A 17176-nucleotide genomic window follows, 5' to 3' on the forward strand; every position below is an offset into this window, starting at 1 on the left:
GCAGACCGATGACCTCCATCGCGATCCCGGCGGGCATGCCGCAGTACGACGACGTGCCCCGCTACGACGTGGCGCGGGTGCGGGCCGACTTCCCGATCCTGGACCGGGAGGTCAACGGGCACCGGCTGGTCTATCTCGACAGCGCCAACACCTCGCACAAGCCGCGGCAGGTGCTCGACGTGCTCGCCGAGCACTACGCCGCGCACAACGCCAACGTGTCGCGCTCGGTGCACACCCTGGGCACCGAGGCCACCGAGGCGTACGAGGGGGCGCGGGCGAAGGTCGCCGCGTTCATCAACGCGCCAAGCGTGGACGAGGTGGTGTTCACCAAGAACTCCACCGAGGCGATCAACATCGTGGCGTACGCGTTCTCCAACGCCTCGCTGCGGCCCGACGCCGACCCCCGGTTCCGGCTGGGCCCCGGCGACGAGGTGGTGATCTCCGAGATGGAGCACCACTCGAACATCGTCCCGTGGCAGCTGCTCTGCGAGCGCACCGGCGCGACCCTGCGCTGGTTCCCGGTCACCGACGGCGGGCGGCTGGACGAGTCGGGGCTGGAGGAGCTGGTCACCGAGCGGACGAAGATCGTCTCGCTGGTGCACATGTCCAACATCCTCGGCACGGTCAACGCCACCTCCCGGATCACCCGGCGGGTCCGCGAGGTGGGGGCGCTGCTGCTGCTCGACTGCTCGCAGTCGGTGCCGCACATGCCGATGGACGTGGTCGAGTACGACGCGGACTTCATCGTCTTCACCGGCCACAAGATGTGCGCGCCGACCGGCATCGGTGTGCTCTGGGGCCGGGGCGAGCTGCTCGCCGCGATGCCCCCGGTGTTCGGCGGCGGGTCGATGATCGAGACGGTGTCGATGGCGCGGTCCACGTTCGCCGCGCCGCCGGCCCGGTTCGAGGCGGGCACCCCGCCGATCGCCGAGGCGGTCGCGCTCGGCGCGGCGGTGGACTACCTCACCGGCATCGGGATGCGCGCCATCCAGTGGCACGAGAAGGAGCTGACGGCGTACGCGCTGGACGCCCTCGCCACCGTGCCCGGCCTGCGGGTCTTCGGTCCGTCGGTGCCGGTGGGCCGGGGCGGGACGATCTCGTTCGCGCTGGGTGACATCCACCCGCACGACGTGGGGCAGGTCCTCGACTCGCTCGGCGTGCAGGTGCGGGTTGGGCATCACTGCGCGAAGCCGGTGTGCACCCGGTTCGGCGTGCCGGCCATGACCCGGGCGTCGTTCTACCTGTACACCACCACGGAGGAGATCGACGCCCTGGTGGCGGGTCTCGAGCAGGTGCGGAAGGTGTTCGACTGATGCAGCTCGACCAGCTCTACCAGGAGATCATCCTGGACCACTACAAGCACCCGCACGGCCGTGGCCTGCGCGACGCCGACGACCCGGACGCCCGGGTCGCCGAGGCGCACCACGTGAACCCGACCTGCGGTGACGAGATCACCGTGCGGGTGGCCACCGGCGGCGACGTGCTCGACGACATCTCGTACGACGGCATGGGCTGCTCGATCAGCCAGGCGTCGGCGAGCGTGCTGCACGAGCTGCTGCGCGGTCGGGGTGCGGGTGAGGCGTTCGCCGTGCACGCGGCGTTCGTCGAGTTGATGTCCGGGCGTGGCCAGGTCACGCCCGACGAGGACGTGCTCGGGGACGGGGTCGCTTTCGCGGGTGTCGCCCGCTACCCCGCCCGGGTCAAGTGCGCGCTGCTGCCGTGGATGGCGTTCAAGGACGCCGCGGCACGCGCCGGTGTGGGCGTGAGCCCGACGGAGGTGAAGGCATGAGTAGCGAGGACACCGCCACCACGGCGACGCCGGAGGCCGGTGACGCCGCCACGACGCCGACCGCCGGTGGCGTGGCGACCGACGGCACCGCGACGGCGGCGACCGGCGGCAAGGCCGCCGTCGCCGACGTCGAGGAGGCGATGAAGGACGTCGTCGACCCCGAGCTGGGCATCAACGTGGTCGACCTCGGCCTGGTGTACGGCGTGCACGTGGGCGACGACAACATCGCGACGCTGGACATGACGCTGACCTCGGCGGCCTGCCCGCTGACCGACGTGATCGAGGACCAGGCCCGGCAGGCGCTGACCACCGGCCCCGGCGGGGGCCTGGTCGACGACATCCGGATCAACTGGGTGTGGCTCCCGCCGTGGGGCCCCGACAAGATCACCGACGAGGGTCGGGACCAGCTCCGCTCCCTCGGCTTCAACGTCTGACCCGCCGGACACCGGAAAGGCCCCGACCCAGGTCGGGGCCTTTTCCGTACGGGCGGGCGGCGCGGCCCGGATCCGCCGTCGGATAACCGCTGGTCCAGCCCGGACGGCCTCGGCCACAATTGCCCGATGATCGAGTCGAGGTCGTTCCGCACCGTCGCTGTCGCCGCGGCCATCGTCGCCGGGCGACAGCGGCCGGTGCCGGGGCGGCCGCGGCCCGGTACCCGTCGCCATGGGTGACGCGCTGCTCGCCGGCCTGCTCGCCGGCTACGGGGTGGCGGTGCCGGTCGGGGCGATCGCCATCGTGGTCATCGGCCTCACCGCCCGTACCTCGTTGCGGGTCGGCGCCGCCGCCGCGCTCGGGGTGGCCGCGGCGGACGGCCTCTACGCGGCGCTGGCCGTGCTCGGCGGCGCGGCCCTCGCCGGCCTGGTGCGCCCAGTGGCGACCCCGTTGCGCTGGGCGGCCGTCGTGATCCTGCTGTTCCTCGCCGGGCAGCTCGCCGTGGGCGCGCTGCGCCGGCACCGTCGTCCGGTCGGCCCGGCGCGCGCCGAGCGGGGTCTGTCCACGCCGGGCCGGGCCTTCGCCGGGCTCCTGGCGCTCACCCTGCTCAACCCGATGACCATCGTCTACTTCGTGGCCCTGGTGATCGGCCGGCAGGCGTCCGGTGGCTGGACGCCCGCCGGCCAGGTGGCCTTCGTGGCCGCGGCGTTCGCCGCCTCGGCGAGCTGGCAGCTGCTGGTGGCCGGCGGTGGCTCGCTGCTCGGCCGGCTGCTCACCTCCGACCGTGGCCGGCTGGTCACCGCGCTGCTGGCCAGCGTGCTGATCGTGCTGCTGGCGCTGCGGATGGTCTGGTGAGCCGGCCGGCTCAGTGCGGGTACACCTCCAGTTCCCACAGCGAGAAGCCGTAGGCGGTGGCCCGGGTCAGCCCGACCATCCGCACGTAGCGGGCGCTGGTCGCGGCGAACCGGTCGTTGTCGGTGCCCCCGTCCCCGGCGGTGGTGGACCAGACCGTCCGCCAGGCGGCGCCGTCGGTGGAGACGTCGATCCGGTACGACCGGGCGTGCGCCGCCTCCCAGCGCAGCACCGCGCGGGCCACCGGCCGGACGGAACCGAGGTCCACGGTGATCGACTGGTTGTCCGACCAGCCGCTCGACCACCGGGTACCCGGATCGCCGTCCACCGCCCGGCTGGCGGGGAGGAAGAGCTGGCTGCTGGAGGCGGTGACCGGGCGGCCGGCGGCCAGGTTGGTCAGGTCGTCGCCGCGGCGGGCCGGGAAGGACACCACCTGCTGGTAGGTCGGCCGGTTCTGCCAGGCGATGACAGGCTGCTTCAGCCCGCCGAGCGGCGACTGCACGATGGCGTCGGCGCACCACTGGTCGCCGGCCGCGCAGCTCGCGTCGCCGGGATAGACCTCGGTCGCCGGTCGGGCGGCGGCGCTGCGCAGCGTGTCCAGCAGGACCTGCCGGCACGCGCTGAGGTCGCCGCCGCCGCAGTACCGGCGGTCCGACCCGCCGGGCACCGGTTCGCCCAGCACGGCGCGCAGGTCGGCGTCGACGTACCCCCACCAGCCGTACTGGAACGACGAGCCCTTGTGCCCCTGCGCCTCGTTCGCCGAGGTGGGCAGGCTGCTCTCGTCGCCGCGCTGCTGCCCGGACGGCGACTCGTTGATCTGCATGGCGTTGACCAGCGCCTGGTACAGCTCCGGGCCGAGGGGTGCCTTGAACTGGCCGTTGACCAGCAGCGGCCACCAGGCGTCGAAGATCCGGATCGCCTCGGCGTGCCGGTAGGCCTTGCTGCCGCGGGCCGTTTCGACCCGAAGTGCGCCGTCGGCGCGCCAGGCCCGCAGCTTGCTCACCACGGCGGCCAGGTCGGCGTCGGTGACCGGTTGGCTCTCCAGCACCCGGATCAGCTCGTCGAGCACCTCGGCGCCGCGCAGGTCGGTCAGCCCGGCCCGCTCGACCAGCGAGGTCAGCGTCGCCCGGTCGAAGGTGCGCCCGGCCGCCAGCGCCGCCCGGATCGGCCGGTCCAGCAGGTTCGCCCGGTGCACCGGACCGAAGCTGAAGTTGCCGTCGGCGGCACCGAAGTCCTTGGCCTGCTTGTTGTTCCAGCTCACGTAGTAGTCCTGGTCCACCGAGTACGGATGCTCGGCGAGTGGCTGGTAGGCGGCGGTATTGGCGACCGGGTCGAAGTCGCGCCACTCGTACGCCGGATCGGCCTTCATCGGCAGGTTCGGGTCGGAACCGGCCGCGCGCACCGGGTTGAGCCCCGAGTTGACGTACGCCGACTCGGTGGAGTTCACGTAGAACCAGTTGAACGCGTACCCGATGGTGCCGGCGGACTCGCGGAACGCCGCGGCGTCGCCCATCGCGGCCGGGTCGTTGAACATCTGGAAGCCGATGGCCGAGTCCGCCTCGTGCCGGTAGGTGGAGCGCAGGTGGGTGAAGGCGTGCGGCTGGCCGCCCACGGTGCCGCGCCAGGCGACCAGGCCGAGCGCGGTGCGCCGGGCGACCAGCCGGTACGACCCGGCGGCGGTGCCGTCGGCGAGGGTGGGCCGCCAGGCGTTGACGTGCGAGATCTCCTCCATCGGCTGGCACCGACCCCGGTAGTGGTAGTGGTTGCTGGCCAGGGTGGGTGCGCTGCCGTCGGGGGTGCACAGCGGCAGCGCGTAGGTGTCGGTGATGTCGTGGGCCGACGAGGTGGCGCTCCAGGCGTAGTCCTGGCCCCGGCCCAGCAGCACGTAGAGGTTGAGCCCGGCGAAGGCGGCGCCGCGCGCGCTTATCCCCGGTCCCTGCAACTCCTGCACCATCAGCAGTTGAGGTGAGAAGTAGCCGGTCTGCGGGCCGAACACGGCGATCGGGTGGCCGGTGGCGGAGTGCTCGGCCGAGATCACCGCCGCGTTCGACATGCCCCGGCTGGCCCGGCCGATGGTCAGCCCGGACAGCGCGGCGGCCAGCTCGGACGGTCCGCCGACGGCGGCGCCGGTGGCCGCGCCGGTCGCGTCGCTGACGACGGGTTCCACCCGCGCCGACCCGCCGTCGGGAAGCACCACGCTGGACGCGTTCGCGGGGGCGCCACCGTACGGGAAGCTCTGCCCGTCGTGCAGGGTCAGCACCGTCTCGGGGTTCTCCTGGCTGCGGAAGGCGCTCCAGACCCGGTCACCCTCGACCACGCCGTAGCGGGCGCGGGCGGCCAGCCGGACCAGCGCCGACTGCATCTCGTTGCCGCCCCCGCCGCCGAACAGCCCGCCCACCACCCCGGCGATGGCGATCAGGTCGGTCATCCGGAACGGCTCGGGTCCGCCGGCGTTGGTGACCGCGTCCAGGTGCCCGGTGAGCACGTACTCGCCGGGGCAGTTGCGGTGCGCCATGCAGTGCCCGATGTAGGCGTTGATACCGGCGATGTACTCCTGCACGTCGGTGTAGAGCTGCTCGCCCCGGGGGCCCTTGCGCCGCAGCGCCTCCACCTGCGCCGCCAGATCGGCCTCCGTGTACGGCGAGTTGCGCCAGACGCTCTGCTCCAGCGCCCGGTTGCCGGGCGCGCCCCCGGCGAAGGGGGTGAGCGTGCCCCGCCCGACGTGACGCAGCAGGTCGATGGTGAACAGCCGGTCCTCGGCGCCGGCGTAACCGGCCCCGAACATGGTGCCGCCGCGGGTGCTGCCGGTGACGTGCGGGACGCCGGTCGCCCGGTCGCGCACGATGGTCACGTCGGCGCGCGGCGAGTAGCTGCGTTCGACCTGATCGGCCGGCACCCCGAAACCGGCGTCGTTGAAGAACGCGCCGAGCTGGTCCTCGCGCAGTCCCGCGTAGCCGTAGACCAGGTCGGCGTACCGGCCGAGCTGGTCACCGGCGTGGCGGGGGAGGGTGCCGAGGGTCTGGTTGGCGAGCACCTCGACGAGGGTGGCGTTGCCGTTCTGCCCGGGCGGCAGGATGTCCGAGCACTCGCCGAGACAGGGGTCACCGGCGGCGAAACCGCTGGTGGTGACGGTGGTGGTGGCGGGCGCGGCGGCGACGGGCACGGTGGGGGAGACGGTGAGCAGGGCCGCCACGGTGACCGTCGCAGCGGCGGCGGCGGTCAGCCGGCGGGCGACGGCGCGGCGGGCGGGGTGCGGTGGGACGGGACCGCGTGGCTGCATGGGGACCTCGCAGACGGAGGAGGATCCGAGAAGCATTCGGTTACCGGATGGTAAGCGTTCATCGATGCCCATGAAAGACCTGGAGTGGGGCGCCGCTCATGGTCCGGCAATTCGGTACCGTTCGGCCATGACCAGTCGACCCGCAGCCGGGGGTGGCCGGTGGGTCGAGGTCGACCCGATCCGCGTCGCCCGCTGGGTCGAGGGCTTCGCCGACCGGCACGGCCCGCCCACCACCACCGTCACCGGGTACGGCCTGCTGCTCGCCGCCCCGGACGGCGCGACCGCCGAGCTGCACACCCCGCCGGGCGCGCCGGCCACCGCCGAGCTTCCCGCCTTCGTGGCCGCGGCCGCCGAGCCGCGCCGGATCGGCCTGCTGCTCGCCCGCAAGGGTGCGGTGGCGGTCGGCGTCGCGGCGGGGGAGGAGCTGGTGGTCTCCAAGGTGGACACCCGCTACGTGCAGGGGCGCACCGCCGCGGGCGGCTGGTCCCAGCAGCGGTTCGCCCGCCGCCGGGACAACCAGGCGAAGGCGGCGCTCGGCGACGCGACGGACCTGGCCGTACGGCTGCTGCTGCCGGAGGCGGCGACGCTGCGCGCGCTGGTCGGCGGCGGTGACCGGCGGGCCGTCGACACCGTGCTCGCCGACCGGCGGCTGGCCCCGCTCGCCGCGCTGCGGGCCGAGCGGCTGCTCGACGTCCCGGAACCCCGGCACGCCGTGCTGGTCGCCGCGATCGCCGCGGCCCGGGCGGTACGCATCCTGGTGCGCGACGCCGCGCCCGGCCCGGCCTGACCCCGCCGCCGGTCACCGCCGGGCGGGCGGCGGCCAGGCCGGGTCGATCGCACCGAGCAGTTCGTCCTGGTGGTCGGCGAGTGGCGCGGTCAGCGGCAGCGGCGTGAACCGGCAGGCGAACAGCAGTCCCTCGTCCCCGCCACCGCCCCCGACCCGGTGGATCCACCGCCGCGTCGGCCCACGCCTCGCCCGGCTTCATCCCGCCGGCCGGGACCTGCGTTCCGGCTTGCGGGAAGTCGACGTGGTCGAAGACGAGCAGCTCCGGCCCGGCGGCACCGTCGCGGACGACGTAGGCGGCGACCCGGAGCCGGGGCGGGGCACCGGCCATCCGGCCAGTGTGGCCGAACGCGGCCGGAACCGGCGACCGGAAAACGCCACGGCGGCCGGTGGGTCGAGAACCCACCGGCCGCCGCCGGGCACCTCGGGCGGGGCGGTCAGAGGCCGCCGCCGAAGGTGTCGCAGGACTTGGGGTCGCCGGTCTCGAAGCCCTTGGTGAACCACTCCTTGCGCTGCGCCGAGGAGCCATGGGTGAACTCCTCCGGGTTGACCGGGCGGTTCGCCCGCTCGGAGATCGCGTCGTCGCCGATCTTCTCGGCGGTGTCGATCGCCTGGGCGATGTCCTGCTCGGTGATGCTCGTGAAGATCTTCTGACCGGACGCGTCCGCGGTGCCGGTGGCGTTCTTCGCCCACGCGCCGGCGTAGCAGTCGGCCTGGAGCTCCAGCTTCACCGACAGCGCGTTGGCGTTGCCCGGGTCGCGCTGCTGCTGGCGGCGCATCTGCGCCTCCGTGCCGAGCAGGTCCTGCACGTGGTGGCCGTACTCGTGGGCCAGCACGTACGGCTGGGCGAACTCGCCCTCCGCGCCGAGCTGCTCGGCGAGCACCCGGTAGAAGGTCAGGTCGATGTAGACCTGGTCGTCGCCCGGGCAGTAGAACGGGCCGACGCCGGAGTCGGCCTGGCCGCAGGCGGTGTTCACGCCCTGGCTGAAGAAGACGGTCCGGGAGGGCTGGTACTGCTCGCCGAACGCCTCCGGCAGGGCGGTGGCCCAGTACGCCTGGATGGAGTTCACGTAGAGGGTGTTGCGGCAGTCCACCTGCTGGAGGGCGTCGTCGGCGGAGCACTTCTGCTCCAGGGAGGTGTTGTCGCCCTGCTCCGCCCCGCCGTTCATCGCGTTCAGCCCGAAGCCGCCACCGACCAGGGCGACCAGCACCGCGATGATGATGCCGACGATCCCTCCGCGGCCGCCGCCGATCGGGATGGGGATGCCCATCCCGCCGCCTCCGCCGGACCCTCGCCGGTCCTCCACCTGGCTGGTGTCGACCCGCGCGTTCTCGTTCAGCTCCATGTTGACCCCGATCACCGATTCATCACGTCTGGTGGCTGCGGTACCGGACCGGGTCCGGACGGCAGAATCGGTACCCGATGATCTTGCTGGGTAATCCGGACGGGGTGTGGCGGGCCGCCCGCTACACTTGTCGGGTGCTGCTCTGCGAAGGCTGAATCGCCCCGCGCCGACGGGATCACCGCCCGCCGGCGCTTTCGCGTGCCCTGAGTCAGCCCTTCCAGACCCCGAGAGCGAGTCCTTCACCATGATCACTGCCACCGGCCTGGAGTTGCGCGCCGGCGCCCGGATCCTGCTGTCCGACACCACCCTGCGGGTGCAGCCGGGTGACCGGATCGGCCTGGTCGGCCGCAACGGCGCCGGCAAGACCACCACCCTCAAGGTGCTCGCCGGCGAGGGGCAGCCGTACGCCGGCCAGATCGACCGGCGCAGCGCCATCGGCTACCTGCCGCAGGACCCGCGCACCGGTGACCTGGAGGTCACCGGGCGGGACCGGGTTCTCTCCGCCCGCGGCCTGGATGTGCTGATGGCCCAGATGAAGGAGATCGAGGCCAAGCTCGCCGTGGACTCCAGCGACAAGCTGGTCCGTCGCTACGGCGCGTTGGAGGACCAGTTCGCCTCCCTCGGCGGGTACGCCGCCGAGGCCGAGGCGGCCCGGATCTGCGCCAACCTCGGCCTGCCCGACCGGGCCCTGGCGCAGACCATCGGCACCCTCTCCGGCGGCCAGCGCCGCCGGATCGAGCTGGCCCGGATCCTGTTCCGCGACGCCGGCGAGAACGGCGGCGGCATCCTGCTCCTCGACGAGCCCACCAACCACCTGGACGCCGACTCGATCACCTGGCTGCGGGGCTTCCTCGCCAACCACAAGGGCGGCCTGATCGTGATCTCCCACGACGGGGCCCTGCTGGAGTCGGTGGTCAACAAGGTCTGGTTCCTCGACGCCACCCGCTCGGTGGTCGACGTCTACAACCTCGGCTGGAAGGCCTACCTGGAGGCGCGGGAGACCGACGAGCGGCGCCGCCGCCGGGAGCGGGCCAACGCCGAGAAGAAGGCCGGCGCGCTGATGGCCCAGGCCGACAAGATGCGCGCCAAGGCCACCAAGACCGTCGCCGCGCAGAACATGGCCCGCCGGGCCGAGAAGCTCATCTCGGGGCTGGAGGAGGTCCGGGTCGCCGACAAGGTGGCCAAGGTCCGCTTCCCCAGCCCGGCGCCGTGCGGCAAGACCCCGCTCACCGCGACCGGCCTGTCCAAGTCGTACGGCTCGCTGGAGATCTTCACCGACGTCGACGTGGCGGTGGACCGGGGCTCGCGGGTGGCCATCCTCGGCCTCAACGGCGCCGGCAAGACGACCCTGCTGCGGATGCTCGGCGGCCTGCTGCAGCCGGACACCGGCGCGGTGCACGCCGGGCACGGGCTGCGGCTGGGCTACTACGCCCAGGAGCACGAGACGCTGGACGTGGACCGCACGATCCTGGAGCACATGCGCAGCGCCGCCAGCGACCAGACCGACACCGACCTGCGCAAGATCCTGGGCGCGTTCCTCTTCTCCGGCGACGACGTGGACAAGCCGGCCGGGGTGCTCTCCGGCGGCGAGAAGACCCGGTTGGCGCTGGCCACCCTGGTCTGCTCGGGCGCCAACGTGCTGCTGCTGGACGAGCCGACGAACAACCTGGACCCGGTCAGCCGGGAGCAGGTGCTCGACGCGATCGCCCGCTACCCGGGCGCCATCGTCCTGGTCACCCACGACCCGGGCGCCGTCCTCGCGCTCAAGCCCGACCGGGCGATCCTGCTCCCCGACGGCGACGAGGACGCCTGGAGCGACGACCTCCTCGAGCTGGTCGAGCTGGCCTGACCCCCGCAGCACGCTCCCGCGCCGACGGCTCGCGGGATCAGGCCGCGTCGCACGGCCGACACACCGGGGTCGGGACGGGTACCGGACACCTCAACGAGCGTGATACCTCAGGGGCATGTTGATGCCCCTGAGGTATCACGCTCTTTCAGGCAGCTGGCTCTCGCCGCCGTCGCCGCCGCCGCCCACAGCCGCCGGGACACCGCGACGATCACACCCAGGTTCCTCGCTCAGTCGAGCAAACCGGCGAGCGGGGTGAGGACGCCGGAGCCGACCAGGATCACCAGCCCGATCCCGACGAAGATCAACGGGACCAGCCGGTGGCCGGCGCGGTCGACCAGCCGGACCACCCGGGGATGGCCGCCGAGCCGCGCGGCGGTGCCGCACCAGAGCCCCACCAGGGCGGCGAAGACCAGCAGGAACACCAGGCCGGTGGCGGGGTCCAGGGAGCGGAACACCGGCACGTAGACGGCGATGTTGTCGGCGCCGTTGGCGACCGTCACGCCGGCCACCCCGAGCGTGCTCGCGACCACGGCGGGTGGGCCGTCGTCGGTGGGGGAGAGCAGGGCCCGGACGCCGAGCGCGATCGGCAGCAGGCCGAGCAGGCCGGTCCACGGGTCGGGGACGACGAGCAGGCCGGCGGCGACCACGACGCCGGCGGCGACCAGCGCGCCGATGCCGAGGTACTGCCCGGCCACGATCTGCCACGGCCGGGGCCGACCGGTGCTCCGGGCCGCCACGAAGAGCACGGTGAGCACCACGATGTCGTCGAGGTTGGTGGCGGCGAAGACCAGCGCCGCCGCGCCCGCGCTCCCCAGCAGTTCCGTCACCCGTGGCAGGGTACGGGTGGTCCCGTCGCGGCGCGGTGGCGCGCTCCGGCGGCCGGGTGTCAGCCGGTCGGAAGGATCACTCTATCGGGAAGGCGACACTGCATAGCGTGTCGGTTGGCGAAGAGTTGATATCTGGCGCATGATCGTCCGAGGCGGTCTAATAGGTGGGACCGTATCCGAACCGCACAGTCTGGGACGTGAGGAATCAGCATGGCAGCCACTGGCACAGCCACCAGCACTGAGAAGGGTCGCCGGATCATCGGAGCCGAGCGTCAGACGCTCGCCAAGGACCTGGTAAAGCGGTACACCTCGGGTGAGAGCATCCGCGCGCTCGCGGCCTCGACCGGCCGTTCCTACGGATTCATCCACCGGGTGCTCACCGAGTCCGGGGTGCAGCTGCGGCAGCGCGGCGGTGCCCGGCGCCGCAAGAAGGCGTGACCCGCCTGCCAGCGTCGTCCATCAGCGCCCCGCCCCGGGCGGTCCGGTGACCGCCGAGACGACCGGGGTGCGACTCGACTGCGACGGGCCGGTCGCGACGGTGACGTTGTGCCGGCCCGACGTGCTCAACGCGCAGACCCCGGCGATGTGGCGCGCGATGAGCGACTTCTCCCGGGACCTGCCCGGCGACGTGCGCGTGGTCGTGGTGCGCGGCGAGGGACGGGCGTTCTCCGCCGGCCTCGACCTGTCGGTCGCCGGTGCCTCCGGCCCGGGCTCCTTCGCCGAGCTGGCGACCCTGCCCGAGCAGGAGTGCGCCGACCGGATCGCCGAGTTCCAGGCCGGCTTCACCTGGCTGCACCGCCCCGACGTGATCTCGGTGGCGGCCGTCCAGGGCCACGCGATCGGTGCCGGCTTCCAGCTGGCCCTCGCCTGCGACCTGCGGGTGCTCGCCGAGGACGCCAAGTTCTCCATGGCCGAGGTGAGCCTGGGCCTGGTGCCGGACCTCGCCGGCACGAAGCGCCTGGTCGAACTGGTCGGCTACTCCCGGGCGCTGGAGCTCTGCGCCACCGGCCGGCGGATGGACGCCGCCGAGGCCGACCGGATCGGGCTCGCCACCCTGGTCGTGCCGAACGCCGAGCTGGACCCGGCGGTCCGTGACCTGACCGCCGGGCTGCTCTCCGCCAACCGGGACGCGGTCGTGGAGATCAAGGCGTTGCTCGCCGGTGCGGCCGGCCGCTCGCACGCCGACCAGCAGCGCGCCGAGCGGGAGGCGCAGACCCGTCGGCTGCGCGATCTCGCCGGACGGGGAGAATAGTAAGGACCGTTCGGGAAGATCCGGGTTACTACTGAGGTTGTCGTAGTCGTCGGGAGAATCGAACCCGACGAGGCCCGCTGCCCAGCCCCCGGAGGTGACGATGTCCAACCCGATGTCCGGTGGCGGCATGGCCGGCTGGAGCATGCTCCGGTCGATGCGCAGCCGGGACGAGGTCTCCGCGCACCGGCTCAAGCGGGGCACCGCCCGCAGGATCGTCACCTTCGCCGAGCCGTACCGGCGGGACATCGTCGTCTTCCTCGTCACCGTGGTGATCGCCGCGATCATCGGGGTCGCCACCCCGGTACTGGCCGGCGACGTGATCAACACGATCGCCCGGGGTGGCCCGGACGCCGGCGCCAGCGTGGTGCGGCTCGCGGTGTTCATCGCCGCCCTGGCGGTCGCCGACGCGCTCTTCTCCCTGGCCCAGCGCTGGTATTCGGCCCGGATCGGCGAGGGCATCATCCTCGACCTGCGCACCCGGGTCTACGACCACGTGCAGCGGATGCCGTTGCAGTTCTTCACCCGTACCCAGACCGGCGCGCTGGTCAGCCGACTCAACAACGACGTGATGGGGGCCCAGCGGGCGTTCACCTCGACGCTGTCGGGCGTGGTCAGCAACGTCATCCAGCTGGTGCTCACCGCCGGGGTGATGTTCACCCTCTCCTGGCAGATCACCACGCTGTCGCTGATCCTGCTGCCGATCTTCATCATCCCGGCGCGGCGGGTCGGCAAGCGGCTCGCCGAGATCACCCGGGAGTCGTACGACCTCGACGCCAAGATGAACGCGACGATGACCGAGCGGTTCGGCGTCTCCGGGGCGCTGCTGGTCAAGCTCTTCGGCGCGCCCGACATCGAGGCCCGCCGGTTCGCCGGCCGGGCCGAGCGGGTCCGCGACATCGGCATCCAGTCCGCCATGTACTCGCGGACCTTCTTCGTGGCGATGCTGCTGGTCGCCTCGCTGGCCCAGGCGCTCACCTACGGGCTCGGCGGCTGGCTCGCGGTCACCGGCTCGGTCAGCGCCGGCACCGTGGTGACCCTGGCGCTGCTGCTCACCCGCCTCTACGGTCCGCTCACCGCGCTCTCCAACGTCCGGGTGGACGTGATGAGCGCGCTGGTCTCCTTCGACCGCGTCTTCGAGGTGCTCGACCTGCGGCCCGGCATCGAGGAGAAGTCGGACGCCGTGCCGGTGCCCGTCGGCGCCGGCCGGGTCGAGTTCCGCGACGTCCGGTTCCGCTACCCGGCCGCCGCCGAGGTCTCGCTGGCCTCGCTGGAGGAGGTCGCCACCCTCGACCGGACGGTCAACGAGCCGGTGCTCAAGGGTGTCTCGTTCACCGTCGAGCCGGGCCAGATGGTGGCCCTGGTCGGTCCCTCCGGCGCCGGCAAGTCCACCCTCTCCATGCTCATCTCCCGGATCTACGACGTCACCGACGGGGAGGTGCGGGTCGGTGGGGTCGACGTCCGGGACGCCACCCTCGCCTCACTGCGCGACGAGATCGGCGTGGTCACCCAGGACTCCCACCTGTTCCACGAGACGATCGCGGAGAACCTGCGCTACGCCAAGCCGGACGCCACCGACGACGAGATCTGGGCGGCCCTGGCGGGCGCGCAGGTCGCCGACCTGGTCCGGGCCCTGCCCGACGGGCTGGAGACGATGGTCGGTGAGCGCGGCTACCGCTTCTCCGGCGGCGAGAAGCAGCGCATCGCGATCGCCCGGCTGCTGCTCAAGGCGCCGTCGATCGTGATCCTCGACGAGGCGACCGCGCACCTGGACTCGGAGAGCGAGGCCGCGGTGCAGCGGGCGCTGGCGGTGGCACTGACCGGGCGTACCGCGCTGGTGATCGCGCACCGGCTCTCCACCGTTCGCGACGCCGACCAGATCCTCGTCCTCGACGACGGCCGCATCGTCGAGCGCGGGCGGCACGACGAACTGGTCGCCGTCGGCGGGCTCTACGCCGAGCTGTACCGCACCCAGTTCGCCGTCACCGACTCACCCACCCCGTACGCCGAGGCCGACGCGCCGGAGCCGGTGGTCACCACGGTGCCGCTGGGCACCTACGTCGCGCGGGAACCGGTGCCGCCGGCCTCGGCCAACTAGCCGACCGTCCCGGCCGCGGTCACAGGTCCAGGGGGACCGCCTCCACCCAGCGCTCGAACCGGTAGCCCCCCGGGTCGACCTGCCGGGCTCCGCCCGAGGCCCGTACGTGTTCCTCGGCCTCGTCCCTGGTGAGGAAGGCGGACAGCGGGACGGCTCGCGCCGTGGCCTCGTCCGGACCGGTCATCTGCATCATCGCCACGAACAGGTAGCGCCCCCTGCGGCCGCTGGCCGGACGAGGCGCGTCGGAGCGCACCGCCGCCGTCAGTTCGTCCAGTGACGCGAACCGTGCGGTCAGCTCACCGTCGGGGCCGCCACCGAGGACGCGGGAGCGCCATGGCGGTGTCCGGCCGTCCGTGAGGTCCATCGCGAACGGGCTGGGCTCCCAGTACTCGCCCTCGTCCTCGTGACCCCCGACGGCCGTGCAGACGACGTGGTCGCTGCTCCCGTCCGGACCGACCAGTTCGAGGACCCGATCGTCCCGGTGGGCGTTCTCCAGGCGATCGAGCACCTGATCGGCCCGCTCCTGGGTGGCCACCCGGACCGCCAGGGTCCGGTAGCGGGTTCGGACACTCAGCGCTTCCACCGGCTTGAAGACGAGGTCTATCCGCGTCGCCGGCCCGTCCTCGTCGGGCGCGACCTTGACGCTCCGGAACAACACGACGCTGTGGGAGCCGGTGTAGCCCCACAGCGTGAACGTCCGTCGCCAGTCGAACACCGTGGCGCCGGGGGTGAGTTGGCGGTCGACGAACCACTGGCGTTGCACGACGGGTGACGGTACCAGTGGCTCACCCGTGCGGCTCGTCGTTCGCCGCTCGCCGGAGCTCCGCGAACGCCGCGCCGAGCGTCTCCGGGGTGAAGTGCGCGTTCAAACCGCTCGGGTTGGGCAGCACCCAGAGCCGGGCGCCGGCCAGCGCCTCCGGTTGCGGCCCGAAGCCGGCCTTCGGCCGGGCGAACCCGATCCGGTACGCGGTCACCCCGACCACCGCCACCCATGCCGGCCGGTACCGGGCGACCTTCTCGGTGAGCAGCCGCGCGCCGGCCACCAGCTCGGCGGCGGCGAGCTCGTCGGCGCGGGCGCTGGCCCGGGCCACCATGTTGGTGATGCCGAGGCCGAGCGCGGGCAGCTGGTCCTGCTCGCTGGGGTGCAGCTGACGCGGGGTGAAGCCGCCCCGGTGCAGGGCCGGCCAGAACCGGTTGCCGGGCCGGGCGAAGTGCCACCCGGTGGCCGCCGACCACAGCCCGGGGTTGATGCCGACGAAGAGCACGTCCAGCCCGGGGACGATCAGGTCCGGGATGGTCCGGTCCGCCGCCAAGGCCAGCTCCTCCTTCGTCGGCCGCGGGTGCCGGCCGCCGGGGCCGGTTCGCCGCCCGCCGCCGGCCGCACCCGGGGCGGAGAGGGGGTCGCCGACGGGCATCACAGGCCGCGCAGCGCGCCACCGTCGACCGGGACGGTGATCCCGGTCAGGTAGCTGGCGGCGGGGGAGAGCAGGAAGGCGGCCACCCGGCCGAACTCGACCGGGTCGGCGATCCGGCGCAGCGGGATGCCGGCCTCCGCCTCGACCCGGGCCGCCTCGGCGTCGCCGGTGGCCTCGAAGAGTTCCCGGTTGCGGTCGGTCATGACCCGTCCGGGCAGCAGGCCGAGCACCCGTACCCCGCGTGGGCCGTACTCGTCGGCCATGTCCTTGGCCACCCCGGCCAGGCCCGGGCGCAGGCCGTTGGAGATGCCGAGCCCCGGCACCGGGCCGCGGGCCGAGGTGGAGAGCACCAGGCCGACCGCCCCGCCCCCGGTGAGTGCGCCGGCCACCGTCCGGGCCATCCGTACGCTGCCGAGGAAGACCGTCTCGAAGGACTCCCGCCACTGCTCGTCGGAGACCTCGGCGGCGGTGCCGCGGGGCGGGCCGCCGACCGACACCAGCGCCCCGTCGAGCCGGCCGAAGTGCTCCCGGGCCGCCGCGACCAGCCGCTGCGGGGTGCCCGGGTCGGTCAGGTCGGCGGTCAGGCCGATCGCGTGCTCCGCGCCGCCCAGCCGCTCGACCGCCTCGGCGACCCGCTCCGGGGCCCGGGCCGAGACGACCACCCGGGCGCCGTCGGCCACCAGGCACTCGGCGGTGGCGAAGCCCAGACCACGGGAAGCGCCGGTCAGCACGTACACCCGGTCGGTGAGTCCGAGATCCATGGCCCGATCCTGCCGTACGGGTGGGCCGGCCGCACGGGCCGGGCGTCAGCGGCGGGCGGGGCGCAGCAGGCGTACCCGACCGGCGAGCTGGACCGCGACGGCGCCCCCGGCGCGGGCGAGCGCCGGCAACCGGCGAGGTCGCGGCGGGTGTCGCCCGTCGTAGCGGCTGCCCGCCTCCCGCCCGGCCAGCTCCTCGGCGCCCAGCGGGGGCAGCGCGCCCCGGTCGCGCAGGGCCCGGGCGAGGTCCCACCCGTCCCGCAGCGACCCGGCCGTGGGTCGGTCGGCCGCCCAGTCCCGGAAGGTCACCCACCAGGCGTCACCGAGCCCGGCGGCGAGCAGCGGCCAGTGCCGGGCGACCTCCCCGGCCCGCTTGCGCAGCAGGGCGACCCGGGCCGCCTCCACCGGGCCGGGCGGGAAGCCCGGCGGCGTCGGCGCGCCGGCGACCAGCGCCGCGACCAGGGCGGCCTGCCGCGCGGCCAGGTCGCCGGCCGCCC

16 protein-coding genes are annotated in these 17176 nt (G+C 73.4%); 9 read left to right on the plus strand and 7 right to left on the minus strand.

Annotation, left to right across the window (positions count from 1 at the left end; genetic code table 11):
- Nucleotides 1–8: 8 nt before the first annotated feature.
- The 4 genes from V6U79_RS18215 to V6U79_RS18230 all read left to right on the plus strand — a co-directional run bounded on the left by V6U79_RS18215 (nucleotide 9) and on the right by V6U79_RS18230 (nucleotide 3076).
- Complete coding sequence (locus V6U79_RS18215) at nucleotides 9–1313, plus strand: cysteine desulfurase (RefSeq protein ID WP_334615277.1); 1305 nt, start codon at nucleotides 9–11, stop codon at nucleotides 1311–1313.
- Complete coding sequence (sufU, locus tag V6U79_RS18220) at nucleotides 1313–1789, plus strand: Fe-S cluster assembly sulfur transfer protein SufU (RefSeq protein WP_334522820.1); 477 nt, start codon at nucleotides 1313–1315, stop codon at nucleotides 1787–1789. The genes V6U79_RS18215 and sufU overlap by 1 nt, the downstream gene beginning before the upstream one ends.
- A complete protein-coding gene (locus V6U79_RS18225; RefSeq protein WP_334615278.1) occupies nucleotides 1786–2223 on the plus strand; it encodes a metal-sulfur cluster assembly factor in 438 nt (145 codons plus the stop codon). Before sufU ends, V6U79_RS18225 begins: the two co-directional genes overlap by 4 nt.
- 229 nt (nucleotides 2224–2452) lie before the next feature.
- Nucleotides 2453–3076, plus strand: a complete 624-nt coding sequence (locus V6U79_RS18230; RefSeq protein WP_334522826.1) for a LysE family transporter — start codon at nucleotides 2453–2455, stop codon at nucleotides 3074–3076.
- Between the two features lie 10 nt (nucleotides 3077–3086).
- Here V6U79_RS18230 and V6U79_RS18235 read toward each other — a convergent pair whose 3' ends face one another.
- Nucleotides 3087–6353: a penicillin acylase family protein gene (locus tag V6U79_RS18235; protein WP_334615279.1), complete on the minus strand. Its 3267-nt coding sequence runs from the start codon at nucleotides 6351–6353 to the stop codon at nucleotides 3087–3089.
- A gap of 127 nt (nucleotides 6354–6480) precedes the next feature.
- Here V6U79_RS18235 and V6U79_RS18240 point away from each other — a divergent pair, with 127 nt between their 5' ends.
- Nucleotides 6481–7140 carry an acVLRF1 family peptidyl-tRNA hydrolase gene (locus V6U79_RS18240; protein WP_334615280.1) on the plus strand — a complete coding sequence of 220 codons (660 nt, stop codon included), beginning with the start codon at nucleotides 6481–6483 and terminating at the stop codon, nucleotides 7138–7140.
- A 434-nt stretch (nucleotides 7141–7574) separates the two neighbouring features.
- Here the strand turns inward: V6U79_RS18240 and ypfJ are convergent, their stop codons facing one another.
- Complete coding sequence (ypfJ, locus tag V6U79_RS18245) at nucleotides 7575–8483, minus strand: KPN_02809 family neutral zinc metallopeptidase (protein WP_334615288.1); 909 nt, start codon at nucleotides 8481–8483, stop codon at nucleotides 7575–7577.
- Between the two features lie 244 nt (nucleotides 8484–8727).
- Between ypfJ and V6U79_RS18250 the strand changes: the two genes are divergently transcribed.
- A complete protein-coding gene (locus V6U79_RS18250) occupies nucleotides 8728–10332 on the plus strand; it encodes an ABC-F family ATP-binding cassette domain-containing protein (protein ID WP_334615281.1) in 1605 nt (534 codons plus the stop codon).
- Nucleotides 10333–10559: 227 nt separating this feature from the next.
- Here V6U79_RS18250 and V6U79_RS18255 read toward each other — a convergent pair whose 3' ends face one another.
- Nucleotides 10560–11159: a cadmium resistance transporter gene (locus V6U79_RS18255; protein WP_334522841.1), complete on the minus strand. Its 600-nt coding sequence runs from the start codon at nucleotides 11157–11159 to the stop codon at nucleotides 10560–10562.
- 210 nt (nucleotides 11160–11369) lie between these two features.
- On the opposite strand from V6U79_RS18255, the gene V6U79_RS18260 reads away from it, so the two are divergent.
- The 3 genes from V6U79_RS18260 (at nucleotide 11370) to V6U79_RS18270 (ending at nucleotide 14506) form a co-directional block, all read left to right on the plus strand.
- The gene (locus V6U79_RS18260) at nucleotides 11370–11597 is read left to right on the plus strand and encodes a helix-turn-helix domain-containing protein (RefSeq protein WP_074312753.1); all 228 of its coding nucleotides are present in this window, start codon (nucleotides 11370–11372) and stop codon (nucleotides 11595–11597) included.
- A gap of 46 nt (nucleotides 11598–11643) precedes the next feature.
- Entirely contained in the window at nucleotides 11644–12411 is a 768-nt protein-coding gene (locus tag V6U79_RS18265) for an enoyl-CoA hydratase/isomerase family protein (protein ID WP_334522846.1), read from the plus strand.
- Between the two features lie 112 nt (nucleotides 12412–12523).
- Nucleotides 12524–14506, plus strand: coding sequence for an ABC transporter ATP-binding protein (locus V6U79_RS18270; protein WP_334615289.1), 1983 nt, complete (start codon nucleotides 12524–12526; stop codon nucleotides 14504–14506).
- A 19-nt stretch (nucleotides 14507–14525) separates the two neighbouring features.
- Here V6U79_RS18270 and V6U79_RS18275 read toward each other — a convergent pair whose 3' ends face one another.
- From V6U79_RS18275 to V6U79_RS18290, 4 genes are read right to left on the minus strand one after another with little or no spacing between them, the layout of a single operon-like run.
- Nucleotides 14526–15269 (minus strand): hypothetical protein, encoded by a 744-nt coding sequence (locus V6U79_RS18275; RefSeq protein ID WP_334615282.1) that lies wholly within the window; start codon nucleotides 15267–15269, stop codon nucleotides 14526–14528.
- A gap of 22 nt (nucleotides 15270–15291) precedes the next feature.
- On the minus strand, nucleotides 15292–15921 hold the full coding sequence (gene mug, locus V6U79_RS18280; RefSeq protein WP_334615283.1) for a G/U mismatch-specific DNA glycosylase: 630 nt from the start codon (nucleotides 15919–15921) through the stop codon (nucleotides 15292–15294).
- Complete coding sequence (locus V6U79_RS18285) at nucleotides 15921–16682, minus strand: SDR family oxidoreductase (protein ID WP_334522855.1); 762 nt, start codon at nucleotides 16680–16682, stop codon at nucleotides 15921–15923. Before V6U79_RS18285 ends, mug begins: the two co-directional genes overlap by 1 nt.
- Nucleotides 16683–16727: 45 nt before the next feature.
- Entirely contained in the window at nucleotides 16728–17162 is a 435-nt protein-coding gene (locus V6U79_RS18290) for an SCO6045 C-terminal-like domain-containing protein (protein ID WP_334615290.1), read from the minus strand.
- Between the last annotated feature and the right edge of the window lie 14 nt (nucleotides 17163–17176).

The organism is Micromonospora psammae, assembly GCF_036902725.1.
GTDB lineage: Bacteria > Actinomycetota > Actinomycetes > Mycobacteriales > Micromonosporaceae > Micromonospora.

Excerpts from the sequence above, each read along its gene's own strand:
- V6U79_RS18215 (WP_334615277.1), top strand. The coding sequence starts at position 9 with ATGACCTCCATCGCGATCCCGGCGGGCATGCCGCAGTACGACGACGTG.
- sufU (WP_334522820.1), top strand. The coding sequence starts at position 1,313 with ATGCAGCTCGACCAGCTCTACCAGGAGATCATCCTGGACCACTACAAG.
- V6U79_RS18225 (WP_334615278.1), top strand. The coding sequence starts at position 1,786 with ATGAGTAGCGAGGACACCGCCACCACGGCGACGCCGGAGGCCGGTGAC.
- V6U79_RS18230 (WP_334522826.1), top strand. The coding sequence starts at position 2,453 with ATGGGTGACGCGCTGCTCGCCGGCCTGCTCGCCGGCTACGGGGTGGCG.
- V6U79_RS18235 (WP_334615279.1), bottom strand. The coding sequence starts at position 6,353 with ATGCAGCCACGCGGTCCCGTCCCACCGCACCCCGCCCGCCGCGCCGTC.
- V6U79_RS18240 (WP_334615280.1), top strand. The coding sequence starts at position 6,481 with ATGACCAGTCGACCCGCAGCCGGGGGTGGCCGGTGGGTCGAGGTCGAC.
- ypfJ (WP_334615288.1), bottom strand. The coding sequence starts at position 8,483 with ATGGAGCTGAACGAGAACGCGCGGGTCGACACCAGCCAGGTGGAGGAC.
- V6U79_RS18250 (WP_334615281.1), top strand. The coding sequence starts at position 8,728 with ATGATCACTGCCACCGGCCTGGAGTTGCGCGCCGGCGCCCGGATCCTG.
- V6U79_RS18260 (WP_074312753.1), top strand. The coding sequence starts at position 11,370 with ATGGCAGCCACTGGCACAGCCACCAGCACTGAGAAGGGTCGCCGGATC.
- V6U79_RS18270 (WP_334615289.1), top strand. The coding sequence starts at position 12,524 with ATGTCCGGTGGCGGCATGGCCGGCTGGAGCATGCTCCGGTCGATGCGC.
- mug (WP_334615283.1), bottom strand. The coding sequence starts at position 15,921 with ATGCCCGTCGGCGACCCCCTCTCCGCCCCGGGTGCGGCCGGCGGCGGG.
- V6U79_RS18285 (WP_334522855.1), bottom strand. The coding sequence starts at position 16,682 with ATGGATCTCGGACTCACCGACCGGGTGTACGTGCTGACCGGCGCTTCC.